Annotated in this window: 16 protein-coding genes and 1 tRNA gene; 9 read left to right on the top strand and 8 right to left on the bottom strand. The window is 69.3% G+C overall.

The annotated features are described in order from the left end of the window. Window positions 1–49: 49 nt before the first annotated feature. Window positions 50–340, bottom strand: a complete 291-nt coding sequence (locus IM660_RS14915; protein WP_159620134.1) for a WhiB family transcriptional regulator — start codon at window positions 338–340, stop codon at window positions 50–52. Between the two features lie 253 nt (window positions 341–593). Here IM660_RS14915 and IM660_RS14910 point away from each other — a divergent pair, with 253 nt between their 5' ends. Both IM660_RS14910 and guaB read left to right on the top strand, forming a co-directional pair. Continuing rightward, complete coding sequence (locus tag IM660_RS14910; protein ID WP_246464972.1) at window positions 594–1,523, top strand: MerR family transcriptional regulator; 930 nt, start codon at window positions 594–596, stop codon at window positions 1,521–1,523. Window positions 1,524–1,575: 52 nt separating this feature from the next. Then, complete coding sequence (gene guaB, locus IM660_RS14905; protein WP_193499441.1) at window positions 1,576–3,102, top strand: IMP dehydrogenase; 1,527 nt, start codon at window positions 1,576–1,578, stop codon at window positions 3,100–3,102. Between the two features lie 63 nt (window positions 3,103–3,165). On the opposite strand, the gene IM660_RS14900 is transcribed toward guaB, so the two are convergent. The 3 genes from IM660_RS14900 to IM660_RS14890 form a co-directional block, all read right to left on the bottom strand. Continuing rightward, window positions 3,166–4,974: an ABC transporter ATP-binding protein gene (locus IM660_RS14900; protein ID WP_193496633.1), complete on the bottom strand. Its 1,809-nt coding sequence runs from the start codon at window positions 4,972–4,974 to the stop codon at window positions 3,166–3,168. A 90-nt stretch (window positions 4,975–5,064) separates the two neighbouring features. Continuing rightward, window positions 5,065–5,811 (bottom strand): exonuclease domain-containing protein, encoded by a 747-nt coding sequence (locus tag IM660_RS14895; RefSeq protein ID WP_193496632.1) that lies wholly within the window; start codon window positions 5,809–5,811, stop codon window positions 5,065–5,067. A 95-nt stretch (window positions 5,812–5,906) separates the two neighbouring features. After that, window positions 5,907–6,296 carry a VOC family protein gene (locus tag IM660_RS14890; protein ID WP_193496631.1) on the bottom strand — a complete coding sequence of 130 codons (390 nt, stop codon included), beginning with the start codon at window positions 6,294–6,296 and terminating at the stop codon, window positions 5,907–5,909. A gap of 87 nt (window positions 6,297–6,383) precedes the next feature. Here IM660_RS14890 and IM660_RS14885 point away from each other — a divergent pair, with 87 nt between their 5' ends. From IM660_RS14885 to IM660_RS14860, 6 genes are all read left to right on the top strand, one after another. Then, complete coding sequence (locus tag IM660_RS14885) at window positions 6,384–7,250, top strand: hypothetical protein (protein ID WP_193496630.1); 867 nt, start codon at window positions 6,384–6,386, stop codon at window positions 7,248–7,250. A gap of 3 nt (window positions 7,251–7,253) precedes the next feature. After that, window positions 7,254–7,625 (top strand): GntR family transcriptional regulator, encoded by a 372-nt coding sequence (locus IM660_RS14880; protein WP_193496629.1) that lies wholly within the window; start codon window positions 7,254–7,256, stop codon window positions 7,623–7,625. A 102-nt stretch (window positions 7,626–7,727) separates the two neighbouring features. Beyond that, window positions 7,728–8,195, top strand: a complete 468-nt coding sequence (locus tag IM660_RS14875) for an aminoacyl-tRNA deacylase (protein ID WP_193496628.1) — start codon at window positions 7,728–7,730, stop codon at window positions 8,193–8,195. 37 nt (window positions 8,196–8,232) lie between these two features. Continuing rightward, complete coding sequence (locus IM660_RS14870; RefSeq protein WP_193496627.1) at window positions 8,233–9,069, top strand: uracil-DNA glycosylase; 837 nt, start codon at window positions 8,233–8,235, stop codon at window positions 9,067–9,069. Window positions 9,070–9,181: 112 nt separating this feature from the next. Then, on the top strand, window positions 9,182–10,585 hold the full coding sequence (locus tag IM660_RS14865; RefSeq protein ID WP_193496626.1) for an NAD(P)/FAD-dependent oxidoreductase: 1,404 nt from the start codon (window positions 9,182–9,184) through the stop codon (window positions 10,583–10,585). A 31-nt stretch (window positions 10,586–10,616) separates the two neighbouring features. Further along, window positions 10,617–10,690: transfer RNA gene (locus tag IM660_RS14860), tRNA-Leu, on the top strand. Between the two features lie 20 nt (window positions 10,691–10,710). On the opposite strand, the gene IM660_RS14855 is transcribed toward IM660_RS14860, so the two are convergent. Further along, window positions 10,711–12,495: a serine/threonine-protein kinase gene (locus IM660_RS14855; protein WP_193496625.1), complete on the bottom strand. Its 1,785-nt coding sequence runs from the start codon at window positions 12,493–12,495 to the stop codon at window positions 10,711–10,713. A 107-nt stretch (window positions 12,496–12,602) separates the two neighbouring features. Between IM660_RS14855 and IM660_RS14850 the strand changes: the two genes are divergently transcribed. Beyond that, on the top strand, window positions 12,603–13,469 hold the full coding sequence (locus IM660_RS14850; RefSeq protein ID WP_193496624.1) for a hypothetical protein: 867 nt from the start codon (window positions 12,603–12,605) through the stop codon (window positions 13,467–13,469). Here IM660_RS14850 and IM660_RS14845 read toward each other — a convergent pair. From IM660_RS14845 to IM660_RS14835, 3 genes are read right to left on the bottom strand one after another with little or no spacing between them, the layout of a single operon-like run. After that, window positions 13,451–14,029, bottom strand: coding sequence for a GNAT family N-acetyltransferase (locus tag IM660_RS14845; RefSeq protein WP_246464971.1), 579 nt, complete (start codon window positions 14,027–14,029; stop codon window positions 13,451–13,453). The genes IM660_RS14850 and IM660_RS14845 overlap by 19 nt on opposite strands. Then, window positions 14,026–14,700, bottom strand: coding sequence for a response regulator (locus IM660_RS14840; protein ID WP_193496623.1), 675 nt, complete (start codon window positions 14,698–14,700; stop codon window positions 14,026–14,028). Before IM660_RS14840 ends, IM660_RS14845 begins: the two co-directional genes overlap by 4 nt. Further along, the gene (locus IM660_RS14835) at window positions 14,697–16,022 is read right to left on the bottom strand and encodes a sensor histidine kinase (RefSeq protein WP_193496622.1); all 1,326 of its coding nucleotides are present in this window, start codon (window positions 16,020–16,022) and stop codon (window positions 14,697–14,699) included. Before IM660_RS14835 ends, IM660_RS14840 begins: the two co-directional genes overlap by 4 nt. Window positions 16,023–16,051: the final 29 nt, after the last annotated feature.

The following is a 16,051-nucleotide window of genomic DNA, read 5'->3' as shown; positions in this document are numbered from 1 at the left end:
GGGGCCTTCGTTGTACCCACGTGGTCGTGTCTGGGTGGTGGCGCTGTGCTCAGCTCGCCGCCGGAGTCTGCCGGGCGAGAATCGCGGCCCGTTCGTCCTCCGACAGTCCGCCCCACACTCCGTAGGGCTCCCGTACGCGGAGTGCGTGCTCGCGGCACTGCTCGATGACCGGGCATCGAGCACACACGGCCTTGGCGTTCGCGTCGCGTCGTCGCCGCGAGGCGCCGCGCTCGCCGTCGGGGTGGAAGAACTGCTCGTCCCCGGTCTCGCGGCAGGCGCCTTGGTACTGCCACTCCCACACGTCCATGATCGGCCCCGGAAGCCTCGAGAGTTCCGCCATGGTCTCACCCTTCCGTTTCGCCCTGAGGTGCCGTATCGGACGATGCGGCACCGGACCTTCCTGCCGCTGAGGCCCATCCCCTCGGGCCTCGGTGCGGCGTACCGCCAACCTACAAGTGATGCAGAAGTTGTTCAAGAGACTTGTTCAAGATCGATGCGAGATCGGTGCGTTGGACGGTCTCAAGTTGTTCGATACCGGGCCGCGCCGTAGGCTCGATGGCGGTTGGCGACGAGTGGGACGAGAGGAGACGGGCGTGCCCGCAGCACGGTCCGGACCTGACGAGGGCGAGCGCGCCCGGGTGCGCCTGACCGTCGCTGCCGTCGCAGGGCGTCTGGGTGTGGCGGCATCCACGTTGCGCACCTGGGATCGGCGCTACGGCCTGGGCCCCTCGACGCGCACCGCGGGTCGGCATCGCCGGTACAACTCCGACGACGTCACGCGGCTGGAGACGATGCGTCGCCTGACCCGCGAAGGCGTCGCCCCGGCCGATGCGGCACGGGTTGCGCGCGGGCTGGACGCCGCTGACGAGACTGTCGCTGACCATGCGTCCGATCACCCGGACGACATCCTCGACCCGCTCTCGATGGCGGCCGCCGCAGTCGAGGCGGATGAGCGCCGGCTGCACCGGATGGTCCACCGCGCCGTTCGCCAGAGCGACGGGCTGAGCACCTGGCAGAACCTGGTGCGCCCGGCCCTGGACCTGCTGGAGGCCCGCGACCACGGTGATCAGCCCGGCCGGGATCCGGTCTCGGCGCTCGGTGCTGCTCTGCTGGCGGCGCTGCGCGCAATCGCACCCGACCCCGGTGCCGAGGCGCCCGTGATGATCCACGCCGATCTCGACCACCACCTCGATGCGCACGTACTCGCTGCGGAACTGGCCGGTCATCGGATCGGTGCACGGGTGCTGCGCCCGGCCCGACGTAAGCGGGCGGCTGATTCCGCCGCGGTAGCCGCAGCGCCCCATATCCAGATCGCCGTCCTGCTCGGTCAGCCGCACGACGGCGCGGCCGTGGTCGACGCGATGCGGGCCTCGGATCGAATCGCGTTCGTGATCTCACTCACGGGCGTCGCATCGGAGTATGCGGACCTGCCCCGTGCCAGGACCCTTGCTGGTGCGGTGCACGAGATCGCGAGCCTGCTCGCCGACCCTGCCGCGGTCCGCCCGGCGGGAGCGCTCGGTTGATCGATGGAGGTGACCTCGCGGTTATGATCGCCACGTGACTGAGCCGCCCGCCATGCCCACCACGCCCGCCTCCTCTGCCGCGCCATCCGACCCCTTCGGTTTCGTGGGGCTCACCTACGACGACGTCCTCCTGCTTCCGGGGGAGACCGACGTCATCCCCAGCGAGGCTGACACTGCTACCCACCTGACCCGCGATATCGAGCTCGCCATCCCGTTGGTCTCGGCCGCGATGGACACCGTCACCGAGGCGAGGATGGCGATCGCCATGGCCCGCCAGGGCGGGATCGGCATCCTGCACCGCAACCTCCCGATCGCCGACCAGGCCGGGCAGGTCGACCTCGTCAAGCGGTCCGAGTCCGGCATGGTGACCAATCCGTTGACGATCGGCCCCGACGCGACGCTGGCGGAGATGGACCGGCTGTGCGCCAAGTACCGGGTCTCCGGGATGCCGGTGGTGGACGAGGCTGGTGTGTTGCTGGGCATCATCACCAACCGGGACATCCGGTTCGTCGCTCTCGGTGCCTTCGAGACGACCCTCGTGCGCGAGATCATGACGCCGATGCCGTTGGTGACCGGCCATGTGGGCATCTCGACCGATGACGCGGCCGCCCTGCTGGGCAAGCACAAGATCGAGAAGCTCCCGCTGGTGGATGACGCCGGCCGGCTGCAGGGCCTGATCACCGTCAAGGACTTCGTCAAGTCCGAGCAGTATCCGCTCGCGACGAAGGACGCCGAGGGGCGGTTGCGGGTGGGGGCCGCCGTCGGGTTCTTCGGTGACGCCTGGGAGCGGGCGACCGCACTCGTGGAGGCCGGGGTGGACGTGCTCGTGGTGGACACCGCGAACGGTCACGCCCGGCTCATGCTGGACATGGTGCGCCGCCTGAAGAGCGATCCGGCGACGTCGCACGTCCAGGTGATCGGCGGGAACGTCGCCACCCGTGAGGGTGCTCAGGCACTCGTGGATGCCGGCGTGGACGCCGTCAAGGTGGGCGTCGGACCGGGGTCGATCTGCACCACCCGCGTGGTCGCCGGGGTCGGTGTGCCGCAGGTGACGGCGATCTATCAGGCCTCGCTTGCATGCAAGCCGGCCGGTGTGCCCGTGATCGGTGACGGGGGACTGCAGTACTCCGGTGACATCGCCAAGGCACTGGTAGCCGGGGCCAGCTCGGTGATGCTCGGCGGTTTGCTCGCCGGGTGCGACGAGTCTCCGGGGGACCTGGTCTACGTCAACGGCAAGCAGTACAAGCGCTATCGGGGTATGGCCTCGCTCGGGGCCATGCAGTCGCGCGGGGACCGTCGTTCCTACTCCAAGGACCGGTACTTCCAGGGTGACGTCTCCGATGACGACATCATCACCGAGGGAATCGAGGGGCAGGTGCCCTACCGCGGCCCCCTCGCACAGGTGGCGCACCAGCTCACCGGCGGGCTCGGTCAGTCGATGTTCTACGTCGGTGCCCGGACCGTGCCCGAGTTGCAGGCGCGTGGGAAGTTCGTGCGCATCACCTCCGCCGGGCTGAAGGAGTCCCACCCGCACGATGTGCAGATGGTGGCCGAGGCGCCGAACTACGGGGGCCGCTGAGCGTGATCCCACGCAGGCGCACCGTGCGGTGCCCGCGCGTCTGACATACCTGCGGCAGTGTGACTAGCCGACCACGTCGTAGCTCTTCATCCGCTTCCGGGCGGACGCGGTCGAGGCGTTCTGCAGTGCCAGCAGCTCGGCGTAGATGCCTCCGGAGGCGGCGAGCTGCGCGGGTGGGCCGATCTCGTCGATGCGTCCGTCCCGCAGCGTGATGATCCGGTCGACCTCGGAGATCGTGGAGAGCCGGTGGGCGATGATCAGCGAGGTCCGATCGGCCATCAGGTTCTCCAGCCCGGCTTGGACGAGACGCTCGGACTTGGTGTCCAGTGCGGAGGTCGCCTCGTCGAGCACCAGGATCGGGGCGTCCTTGAGCATGGCCCGGGCCACCGCGATGCGCTGCTTCTGACCGCCGGAGAGTTTCATCCCGCGCTCGCCGATCATCGTGTCGTACCCGCGGGGGAGCTTGCGGACGAACTCCTCGACGGCGGCGCGACGGGCCACTGCCTCGATCTCCGCCCGCGTCGCCTCCGGCCGGCCGTAGGCGATGTTCTCGGCGATCGTGCCGGAGAACAGTGATGCGTCCTGGAAGACGACGCCGATGTTCGTCCGCAGCGACTCCAGGTCGGACCCGGCGCCGACGACCTCGATCTGGCCGTCCCGCATGGCGTACAGGCCCATCAGCAGATTGATCAGGGTGCTTTTGCCGCCACCGGATTCGCCTACTAGCGCCACGCGCTCACCCCGGGCGATCTCGAAGGTGATGCCGTCGAGCACGTCGGCGTCGTTGTCGTAGCCGAAACGGACGTCGCGGAACCGGACGACCGGACCATCCGGGTCCGACGTCGCCGGCTGGTGCGGATGACTGCCGGTGGGTTCGATCTGCGAGGGCTCCAGGCTCATCACCTCGAAGTAGGACCGTGACCCCGCGATCGCCCGCTGGGCGGTGTCCACCACATAGCTCAGGCTCGTCACCGGCTGGCGGGCCATCGCCATCAGCTGCACCAGCATCACCATCTCGCCGGGAGAGAAGTGGCCCTGCACGGTGCGCACGAAGATGATCGCGTAGAGCCCGAAGAAGATCAGGTTCAGGGCGGCGCGGCGGATCACGTCCATCCGGTGCCAGTGGCGCGACTGCTCCCCGGTGAGCTCGACGGTGGTGTCGAAGTGCTGGGCGAACTGATCCTGCTCGCTGCGCTCGCGGCCGAAGGACTTCACCACGCGGATCTGCCCGACCACCTCGGCGAACCGGCCGGAGGCGACGTCGACGTGCTCGTTCTTGCGTCCCTCCAGGTGCTGCCAGCGGGTTGAGGTGAGGGCCGTCAGCCACAGGTACAGCGGGTAGGCGATCAGCAGCAGCGCGGCGAGCGGCCAGTAGTGCCAGGCGCTGATGATCAGCACGGCGATCGTCGTCATGATCAGCGTGACGAACATGTTCGCCAGCGACTTCATGAAGTTGGTGATCTCGGCGATCGACCGGTTCAGCCGCGCCACGATCGTTCCCGTGAGCTCGTTGTCGAAGTAGCGCTGGGGCAGCGAGAGCAGCTTCTCGAAGTAGCGGGTGGACAGGATCGTGCGCATCCGGGCGCTCATCACGTCACCCCAGTAGCCGCCGACGTTACTCATCACGGTGTCGACCAGTTCGGCGAGCAGCAGTGCGAGGGCCAGCAGCAGTACGGTGCGGATCGTCGCCGCGAGAACATCGTTCCCGGCGCCGGACTGCTCGATGGCATCGACGATCACGTCGGTGGCCCGCCCGGTGATGAAGGGAATGGCCAGTCCTGCGCCGGTTACCACCATCGCCGCGAGCATGATGCCCACGTAGTAAGGCGTCAGGGAACGCGTGAACCGCAGGATGCGCGCGAGCGCGGACATGGATCTCCTCGAGCTGGTGCGGGCAGGGAACCACCAGGTGCAACGCGCGCCGGCGCGGGAGATTCCTCCCGGTCCAGCATCCGTGCCGTCTCAGGCGGAACGCGCTCCCGGGCCGCGGGCGCCCGGCGCAGTGGGGTCACTGGTGTGCAAGGGCCAGCCAGGAGCGGGCGCGGCGCGGCTGGAGCGCCGGCGGCGCTCCACCTCGGCACGGGCCCACCGGCTGTGCTGGTGTGCCTGCCAGTGGTGGAGGGTGGCCGGAGACTGGCGGGTCAGCTCGGGATGGTCGCGGACCTGCGCGGCGAGAATGTCCAACGTGGCGGCGACATCCACGTCCGCCGTGTGCAGGCGCCCGTTCTCCTGCACGCCGTAGTATCCGCACAGGTCCAGCAGGGTGCGCCGGCCATTCCGGTCGGCGGCCAGCCCCCGATCGAGCAGCAGGGGGTCGAGCACCGGGGCGAGCGGGCCGCCGAGCTCTTCGCCGAGTGTGGGGAGCCCGTGGCGCTCCAGCTCACGTTCGAGAATCGTCAGGTCGAAGGCGGCGTTGTAGGCCACCACCGGTGTGCCGCGGCGGAAGGCGGCCAGCAGCTCGGCGGAGATCTGGGCGAGCGCTTCGCGAGGTGCCATTCCGTGCTCGGTGGCGTGCGCCGTCGTGATCTGGTGGATGGCGGCGGCTTCCTCCGGGATGGGGACGCCAGGGTTCAGCAGCCAGACCCGCTGGGCACTGCCGCGGGGACCACGGCCGATCAGGGCCGCGCTGACGATCCGGTCGCGGAACGGGTTGACGCCGGTGGTCTCGGTGTCGAACCCGAGCAGTGGTCCGTCCAGCCACGTGGTCATCTGCGCCTCACCTTCCGTGCACCTTCAGCCAACCACAGGGTGCTGACACTGGTGGTGAGCACACCGGCGTTTCGCCGTGCTCCGACGGCGTGGCGTCAGGGTGCGACGATCTCGACCTCGAATCCGTGCCCGTCCTCGAGGTAGGCGGCGTAGTGATCGTCTCCTCCTGCCCACGGATGCCGGTCGGCGAACATCAGGGTCCACCCGTGGTGCCCCGCCGCCACGGTGAGGGCGTCCACCTGAGCCCGGGTTCCGCCGTCGAAGGCGAGGTGGTTCATTCCCGGCTGACGGCGCAGCGCGCGATCTCCGGTGACGTCCGGCCCGTGCTCGAGCACCAGGTAGGTGGGTCCGAGCGACCAGGACGATCCTTCGGGCCAGCGGGAGGTACAGGTGTAGCCGAGCTCGGTCAGCAGCCACGTCCAGCTGCGCGTTGCTTCCTCACTCGGTAGCCAGATCTCCAGGTGGTGCAGGGTGCCGCGAGTCATCGGACTCCTCTTGTATCGAGTATTTGACACAAACTGTCGGGCTGGTGCATCTTTGTGTCAAGTAGACGATACAAGAAGGAGGGTGTGATGACCGGGATCGTCTGGGTCTTCCTCGCGCTCGTACTCATCGCCGCTGTGGCGATCGTGGTGGTGCTCGTGGCGCTCACCCGAGGGCCGGCACCGCGTTCGGGTCACGACGGTGTCCGTCGGGTCCGGCAGGTGATCACGCTCGCACGGGTCGTCGCCGTTGTCCTGGCGGTGCGGGTGGTCATGGACGTCTCGGCCCTGGGGGCGCACGGCCAGGGTCTCGCGCTCACCCCGTTCGTGGCCGCGATCGTGTGGGTGATCGGCGGGATCGCTGCGGAGATGGTGACGCGTTCGGCCTTGCGGGACGGGGGAGCCGCGTTGGAGGTGCGCAGTCTGCGGCGTTATCTCCCCCGGCGTGGTGCGGTGCTGCTGGGTCTCGGCATCGTGCTGCTGGTGGCTGCGGCGGTGATCACGACGCTCGCGGCCGATCCGGACGGTCGCTCCCTGAGCTACACCTGCGGGCCGAACTGCCACGGAACCAGGTCACCCTGGGCTGGGGCCTTCTACACCGGACCGTTGGCCGTGGCGTTCGTGGTGCTGCTCGTGCTGGTGGCGGTCAATGTCCGGCTCGTCGTCTCCCGCCCACGCGGGCAGCTCGACGCGCCCGACCAAGCGGCCGATGACGCCACACGCACCAGCGCGGTGGCCGCCACACTTCTCGTGGTCGCGCTGGCAGTCGGGGCCACGGCGGCAGGACTGGTGATGTTCAGCCTGCTCTCGCCGGCGTTCGCGCCCGATACACCGGCATCCGTGCGGGTAGCGATGGCCACAACCCTCGCCTCCCTGGTGCTCGCGGCGGTGAGTGCCACGGCCCTGGCCGTGACTGCGTTCTCCCCGCGACCGGCCCGCACCTCGCGGGAGGCGTGAGTCGTGCAAGTACGCATCGATGACGGCGACCCCACACCTCCGTACGAACAGCTCCGCCGCCAGCTGCTCGCCCTGGTGCACGCCGGTGGGCTTCCCGCAGGAGCCCGGCTGCCTCCGATCCGCCAGCTCGCCGCCGATCTCGGGGTCGCTGCCGGGACGGTCGCCCGCGCCTACCGGGAGCTGGAGGACGCGGGGTGGCTGGTCTCCCGGAGAGGCGGCGGGACCCGGGTAGCCGAGGGGGCCGTGGCCCCACAGGTGCCGCCAGCAGTGCTCACACTGGCCGAGGAACTCGTTCAGCGTGCCCGGGAGCTCGGTGCCGACTCGGCCGCGGTGCGGGCAGCGATCGATCGCGCGCTCGCCCGGCCGGAGCCCTGACCCGCGCTCACCCCCCGCTCCACCCACCCTCACCCTCACCCACCACCCGCGAAGGCCGAGCAAGTCAGCGTTCGTGCAGGTCAGGAGTGAGATGATCGGGTCATGGTCGACACTCCCTCCACTCCCGCGCTCGAGGCCCTCGCAAGCTCCGGGATCGCCCACGAGGTCACGCGCCACGGGCCGGTCGGCTCGCTCGAGGAGGCCGCCGCCGCACGCGGGCTGGAACCAGACCGGCTCATCAAGACGATGGTTGTGCGTCGAGGTGAGGGCGATTACCTGTTCGTGCTGGTTCCCGGCAGCCGCTCCATCTCCTGGCCGAAGTTGCGCACACTGCTGGGCGTGAACCGCCTGTCCATGCCGGATGCGGCCACCGCCAAGGAGGTCACCGGGTACGAACGCGGCACGATCACCCCGTTCGGGGCGACCCGTGCGTGGCCGGTCATCGCCGACGAACGCATCACCGGGCGGGTCTCCATCGGCGGCGGGGCCCACGGAGTCGGGGTCACGCTCGACGGCGGGGCACTCATCGCTCACCTGCAGGCCACCATCGCGGACGTGACGGATGTATGAGCCATGCCCCTGAACCGGCGCCGACGACTCACTGACCATGACCTCACGGCCGCACCCACGCACCGGAGACCGCTTCGACTCCCCGGTCCCGCCCGGCACTGGCTGGCCCGGCGACCCTGCTCGTCCACGCACCACCCGCGCCCGCACTCCTGAGGATGTCGCCCGCCTGGCCGCCTCCGCGCGCGACCTGCCTATGCTCGATGCCCGGTCCAGTGTCTGCCGTGCCTGCCCACGGCTGGTGTCGTGGCGTGAGCAGGTGGCGACCACGCGCCGTCGGGCATTCGAGAATGAGCCCTACTGGGGCCGGCCGGCCCCGGGGTTCGGCGATGAGCGTGCCCAGCTGCTGATCGTCGGCCTCGCGCCCGCAGCCCATGGAGCCAACCGCACCGGCCGGGTGTTCACCGGGGACCGCTCGGGGGACTGGATCTTCGCAGCTCTCCACCGTGCCGGCTTCGCCAGCCAGCCGGAGAGCCTCGATGCGGCTGACGGTCTGCGGCTCACCGGTGCGCGTATCGCGGCCGCCGTCCGGTGCGCACCCCCTGACAATGCCCCCACGCCTCAGGAGAAGCGTGCATGCGCCCCGTGGCTGGACCGCGAGGTGGAACTACTCTCACCCCACCTGACGGCGATTCTCACTCTTGGTGCTATCGGGTGGCAGGCATCCTTCGCCTCCCTGCGCCGGCTCGGCTGGCACGTGCCGCGGCCGCTGCCTCGTTTCGGGCACGGCGCCGAGGCACTGGTGAGGAGCCCGGGCGGGCGAGGGGTCGCCGTCATCGGCAGCTATCACGTGTCCCAGCAGAACACCTTCACCGGGCGGCTGACCGAGGCCATGCTCGACGAGGTGTTGCTGCGATGCCGCCCCGGAACGGCGTAGCTGTCCGAGGGCACATCGGGCGCATCGAGGGTGCCGGCGATGGTGCGCCGGCGAAGGCGGTGGTGTGCAAGCACACAACGTCCGCACGCGCCTGCGGTCCTAGACTGAAGGGATGAGCGAATTGGCCGCCACCACGCACGCTGTCTCCAAGGCCCGGAAGGTCCCGCGCATCCTCATCCTGGGTGGCGGGTACGTCGGTCTCTATACCGCGCTGCAGATCCGCAAGCGCATGGGGCGCCGTGAGGTCGCGATCGTCGTGGTGGACCCGCGCTCGTACATGACCTACCAGCCGTTCCTGCCCGAGGCAGCGGCTGGCTCGATCGAGCCGCGCCACGTGGTGGCCCCGCACCGGCGTCTGCTGCGTGGCTGCACCGTCATCTCCGGTCGCGTAACCGGTCTGGACCACGCCACGCGCAAGGCCAGCATCGCCCCGATCGAGGGCGACCCCTACCAGGTCTCCTACGACCACGTGGTGGTGGCGCTGGGGGCCGTGGCACGCGTGCTGCCCATTCCGGGCCTGGCCGAGAACGGCATCGGCTTCAAGCAGATCGAAGAGGCCATCGCCCTGCGCAACCAGGTTCTCAACAAGATGGATGTGGCGGCATCCACCTGGGACCTCGAGCTGCGGCGGCGGATGCTCACCTTCACCTTCGTCGGCGGCGGATTCGCCGGTATCGAGGCCATCGCCGAAGTCGAGGACATGGCCAGGCACGCCTGTAAGGACTTCGACTCGATCCGCCAGGAGGACCTGCGGTTCGTCCTCATCGAAGGAGCCCACCGCATCCTGCCCGAACTCGGTGACGAGCTTGGCGGCTACGCACTTGAGCAGCTGCGCGCTCGTGGCATCGAGATCAAGCTGAACACCTTCCTCAGCTCCGCGGAGGACGGCAAGATCGTCTGCTCCGACGGTGAGGAGTTCTACTCCGACACGCTCGTGTGGACGGCCGGTGTGAAGGCCAACCCGGTGCTCGCCGAGACCGACCTGCCGCTGGACCAGATGGGGCGCGTGCGCGCCCTGCCCACGCTGCAGGTGGCCGACGAGGACGGGGAGATCATCGACGGCGCCTGGGTGGCCGGCGACTGCGCCGCCGTCCCGGACATCTCCACGAGCGAGGAGGGCGTGTACTGCGCCCCGACCGCGCAGCACGCCGTGCGCCAGGCTCGCCACCTCGGCGACAACATCGTGCGCTTCCTCGGCGGCGAACCGGTCGAGGAGTACTCGCACCGGAACGTCGGCACGGTCGCCTCGCTCGGGCTCTACAAGGGCGTCGCGCAGATCCAGGGCATCAAGCTGCGCGGTCCGATCGCGTGGTTCATGCACCGGACCTACCACATGTGGGCGATGCCGAGCTTCAACCGCAAGGCGCGCATCCTCCTCGACTGGACCACCGCGCTGCTGTTCAACCGCGAGATGGTGGCCCTCGGATCGCTGCAGAGCCCGAGGGAGGCGTTCATCACGGCCGCCACGAGCAAGAAGCCAGGCGCTCAGAAGGCCAGCGCCGGGGCACGCAAGTAGCGCGACGGTCGGCCCGTAAGATCGAACGGCCGCCCCCATAGCCCAATCGGCAGAGGCAGCCGACTTAAAATCGGTCCAGTCAGGGTTCGAGTCCCTGTGGGGGCACGAACCTGTCGATGGAGCGCTCACTCCTCGATGACATGGACCAGGACCAGCGTGGACTCGCTCGCTGCGATCCCCAGCTCCGGGGCGACGTTCACGAAGTACGCCTCTGGGGCTGCGGCCAGCACCACCAGCCCTGGCGTGACCGGTTCGGCCAGATCCAGCCCATCCCGCAGCGCACCGGCCTCGACCTCGATCAGCGTCCCGGTCGCCTCGCCCTCGTGGGGGTTGAGCACGACCGTGCCGCCCTGGGCCCACACCTCGGCATCGAGGGAGAGCAGCACCGTGTCACCCTCATCCAGGGCCGGGCCAGGGACCGCGGCCACGACCCGGGACTGCACCTCATCGGGCGGGGCCAACCCCTCCGGCACGGTCACGTCATAGGCGCCCGCCGAGGTGAGCCTCACCTCAAGATTGTCCACCGTGCGGCCGCTGAAGTGCGGGACGGAGAACCAGTCCACGAGGATGCTGGCGCCCGCGACCAGGGCCAGCACCACGAAGGCCACCCCAGCGATGAGCGCCACTCGGCCCGCCGTACGAGCCGCCGGGCTGTCATCGGTGGGCAGGTCGGTGGGCACCATCGGCGTCAGGGTCGCCGGTCCGGCCCGCCAGCGGCCGGAGGAGAGGGCCCCCGACGGCGGTGCCTCCTCCCGGAGTTCCTCGCCTTCACCCGGTGCTGAGATGCCCTGTGCTGGGTTGTCTCGTGCTGCGCTGCCCGGTGTGCCCGCGGCGGCAGCATCCTCCCCTGGCAGCCAGGTGGACTCACCAGGTGCGGCGACCGGCAGTCGTGTGCCCGGGGCGCCCTCAGTCTCGGTGACGGGCGCGGCGGGGGAGGGGACGCCGTCGGGAATCTGCGTGGGTGCCGGATCGGCCGCGGCGAGGCGGAGCAGGTCCTGTCCGACGCCGCGGGGGACCTCGAGCGCCGTGACGCCCGCGCCGAGTTCGCGCTGGACCTCTTGCAGCGCCAGTGCGAGGTCCAGGCACGAGTCGAACCGGTCCGAGGGGGCGTGGGCCATCCCGGTGCGCAGGACGTCCTCCAGCGACGGCGGCACATCAGTACGTGCCATGGCGGCGACAAATCCGCTGCGGATCCGGCCGGTCAGATGCGCCGACCCGTTCGGGCCGTCCGGGATCTCGTGCGGGGAACGTCCCTCCAGGAGCGAGTACAGCGTCGCCGTCAGCCCGTACTGGTCGGAGCGGGCATCCGAGACCGGAGGTGAGGCGAGCGCCTCCGGTGCCGCCCACGGCAAGCTCATCCCGACGGCGGAGCTGGTGTGGTCGTGCATGTCCAGCTCGAGCCGGGTCGTGCGGGCCTCGGGGAAGGCGTCGTCGATCGTGGAGATGCCGAAGTCGGCGAGCACGGCCATCCCGTACTCGGTGAGCAGGATATTGGCCGGCTTCACATCCCGGTGCACGATGCCCTGCTGATGCGCCGACTCCAGGGCGCACGCCAGCCGTACCCCGAGCCGCAGCACCTCCGGCACATTCATCGACTGTGTGCGGTAGACCTCACCCAGGCTGCCACCGGGGCAGTACTCCATCACCAGGTAGGGCTCACCGTCGGCGTCCACATCGGCGGCGAGCACGTCAGCGATCCCGGTGTGCCCGGACAGTCGCGCCATCAGGTGGGCCTCGGCCGCGAATCTGGCGCGTGCGTCCCGAGTCAGGGAATCGGTGCGCAGCACCTTGATCGCGACGTCCCGCCGCGGCATCTGCTGCTGGTACAGGTAGACATCGGAGAACCCGCCGTGCCCGAGTGGGCGGAGCAGCTGGAAACCCGGGATGGTCGGGGCGTCGAGGTCGGTCATGGCCCTTCCTTCCCGGCTCGTGGTCGTGCACTCTTGCGGTAGCGATCCTACGCAGGGCGGGCGTTGGATACGTTGGTGCTGACCACCGCGAGACTTGGAGCACTTCGATGCCACGATCCACCCCGTCCTGGCGGCGCCTCGGTGCCGCGATGAGCCTGACGGCGTCGCTCGGCCTCGCCGCTGCCTGCGCCCCTGCCCCGGTTCACGTCCTTGACCCTGCGCCGGAACCCGCGCCGGGTACAGGCACGGTCAGCGCGGACGTGCAGGCGTTGCTGACCGAGGTGGCGCGGGCATTCGGGACCGAGGCAGCAGCGACGGACATCGTCTCGGCGGGAGCGGGGCCGGCGATTGCCGCCAGCGAGCTCGCCGACGCACTTGAGCTGGGCGATCAACCCACCGCCGTGGCTGCGGCACTTGCGCACGCCTGGTCTGCGAGCGGTGGGGCCCGGCAGGTGAACGTCGAGGTGTTGACCGCGGAGGTGGTGGGTGCCTATCGGGGCGATCCGGTGGCGCGCCTGCAGGTGGACCTGGAGGTCAACCGAGCCGGGGAACCGAGCAGGGTCACCACGATCGCGTATCTGGCCGCTTGGGACGGCGGGGAGCTGACGCTGCTTGTTCCCGCCCAGGACGAGCGTGGTCGTCCCGTCGTGGATTCGGGGACGGGCCTGAACTCTGCGACCGGTGCGGCCCGGCGGTTCCTGCAACTGCTCGACCGTGGCAACTGGGCCGCGATCGCCGAGCTATCCGACGCCCAGAACACCGACCGCACCGAGTTGGAGGTGCTGCGCTCGGTGGTGGAGGACGCCGCCCGGATCGAGATCGTGGAGATCATCCCACCGCCGCCCGCTGAGGATACCGGCGGCGAGGCACAGGCGCCGCACACGGTCTATGCCGTGGCAGGGACTCACCAGGTGGTGGGGAGGTTCGCGGTCAGCGTGGACGAGCGTGAGGTGGTCTACGAGCGGACCGACTGAGCCAGCGTCGCGACATCCGCAACCATGGTCGTGGCGGTCTCCTGCTCGGAGTGCGTGGTGAACCCGAGCCGCTCATACAGGCTCTTGGCCGGGTTGCCGTGCTCGACGCTGAGGCTGATCCGGGTGATCCCGGCCGCCTGAAGTCGAGTGGCGAGCGCACGCAGCAGACCGGAACCGATCCCGCGCCCGCGGTGGTGGCTGATCACCGCCATCGACAGTTCCGGCACATCCTCGGAGATGAAGCCGAACCCGGGGTTGCGAGCCGGGAAGCGGCGCACCCAGGCGGCCCCGATCGGAATCTGCAACCCGTTGGGTCCGGCGAGGTCCACGGCGATCACGCCGAGGTCACCCTCCCGCTGCCACCCAGCTACATAGAGAGACGTCGACTTGTCCTTGAGGATCTGCTTACGTGTGTAGCGATCCTCTCCGGTCCAGTTAATGGCGGCGAGAAGCATGTCAACGAGGAACTCGGCATCCTCCGGACCTGCCTCACGGACGCCGACCGGTCCCTGGCGGACCTGCTCACCCATCAATGCCCTTTCCTGCACGCGCTGTTTCATGCGGGGCGGATCAGACCGTTCTCATAGGCGTAGACGACAGCCTGCACACGGTCCCGCAACCCGAGTTTCGCAAGCACTTTACCCACATGAGTCTTCACTGTCGCCTCGGAGACGTACAGCCGCGTGGCGATCTCGCTGTTGGAGAGCCCTTCGGCAATGGCTAGGAGCACCTCGTGCTCGCGCTCGGTGAGCCCGCAGGTCCGGTCTGCGATCGCGTCGGCGGCGGCCGGAGGAGCCTGTTCGGTGGGCAGCGAAGGAGCGAACATCTCCAGCATCCGCCGCGTGATCCTGGGGGAGACGACGGCATCGCCGGCATAGACGGTGCGGATCGCGGCCACGAGTTCGTCGGGATCGGTGTCCTTGAGAAGGAAGCCGCTCGCACCGGCACGCAGGCCGGCGAAGGCGTACTCGTCGAGATCGAAGGTGGTGAGGATGATCACCCTGGTGTCCGGGCGTTCAGCGACGATCTGCTTGGTGGCATCGATGCCGTTGGTGCCCGGCATCCGCACGTCCATCAGCACCACATCGGGTTTGAGCTCACGCGCCATGCGTGCTCCCACGGCACCGTCGGCCGCCTCGCCCACCACCGTCAGGTCCTCCTCGGCGTCCAGCACCATCGAGAATCCCATCCGCAGCAGTGACTGGTCGTCCACCAGTAGTACCGAGATCACCCGTGTCTCTCCTTCTCGTCCGGTCCGGAAGTCGTCCCGATGTCAGGCTCGGCTGCGAGAGCACCTTCCAGCACCAGGGTGGCGTGGGTTCGCCAGCCCCCGGCGTCATCCGGTCCTGCCTTGACGGTACCGCCGTAGGTGGCGGCACGTTCGCGCATCCCGATCAGTCCTTGCCCGCTGCCCGGGCGCCGTTCGGCCGGCGCGTCCGAACGGCTGTTGTGAACGGTGACCGTGACCTCGTGCGGTCGCCGAGCCACGATGACGGTGATCCTGCGTGCACGGGGGGCGTAGCGGAGCACGTTCGTCAGACCCTCCTGCACGATCCGGTAGACGGTCAGCTGCAGGGCGGCGTCGTCGGGGATGGCGGGGCCGCTGTGGCTGAAGGCGACCTCGAGGCCCGCGGCGCGGAACTGCGCCACCAGATCCTCCAGTGCCGGTGCATCCGGTTGGGGCTCCATCGTCGCCCGTGCGTCCTCTTCCCGGAGCACACCCAGGATGCGGCGCATATCACCGAGTGCGGACCGGCCGGTCCGGGAGAGCTCGGTGAGGGCGTCTGCGCTGCGTTCGGGAGCCTTGACCACGCTTGCCCGGGCACCGTCGGCCAGGGCGACCATCACCGAGAGGCTGTGTGCCACCACGTCGTGCATCTCCCTGGCGATGCGGGCGCGTTCGTTGGCAGTGGCGATCTGCTCGCGTTGATCGCGTTCCAGGCGGAACTGGTTGGCATGGTCGACGAGCCGCTGCAACTGCTCGCGGCGACTGCGGACGCTGACCCCGATGGCGAGAGCGACCAGCAACGTGGCGAGGATGCCGACGACATTCCCGGCCACATAGGCGGCACGGTCCAGCAAGGCCGGTTCGCCGTCGACAGTGAACTCCGCGGCCGAGCTCTGGTCACCCCACAGCAGGACCGCGACGGAGGAGACGACGGTGGCGACGGCGAGGCCGAGCCATCCTGCGCGAGAACCGTAGGTAGTGACGACCGTGTACAGCGAGAAGGCGAGAGCGAGCTCGATGCCACCGGTGTCCCCGGCGACGAGCACATGAATGGCGATCAGTGCGCAGAGCGTCAGCAGGACCGTGCGTGGCCGGTGGCGGCGCCAGAAGAGCGCGGCTGCGGCTGCCAGCAGCGTCACGTACGGGGCTGGACGGGGGTCGATCACGGCCCGCAGCACCACGTGCGGCACCAGGAAGATCACGACCAGCAGCACATCCATCGCGATCGGATGGGCCACGAAGAAGCGGCGGATGGGTCCGCGCCTGATGTGATCGTCGAGGATCACCGGCGCACCGGCTGAGCCCGGATGCGGTTGTCCGGACATGCCAGACGCCGGCGGGTGGTGACCCGCCG

This window comes from Ruania alkalisoli, assembly GCF_014960965.1.
Taxonomy (GTDB): domain Bacteria; phylum Actinomycetota; class Actinomycetes; order Actinomycetales; family Beutenbergiaceae; genus Ruania; species Ruania alkalisoli.
This window is presented reverse-complemented; position numbering and strand designations above follow the sequence as displayed.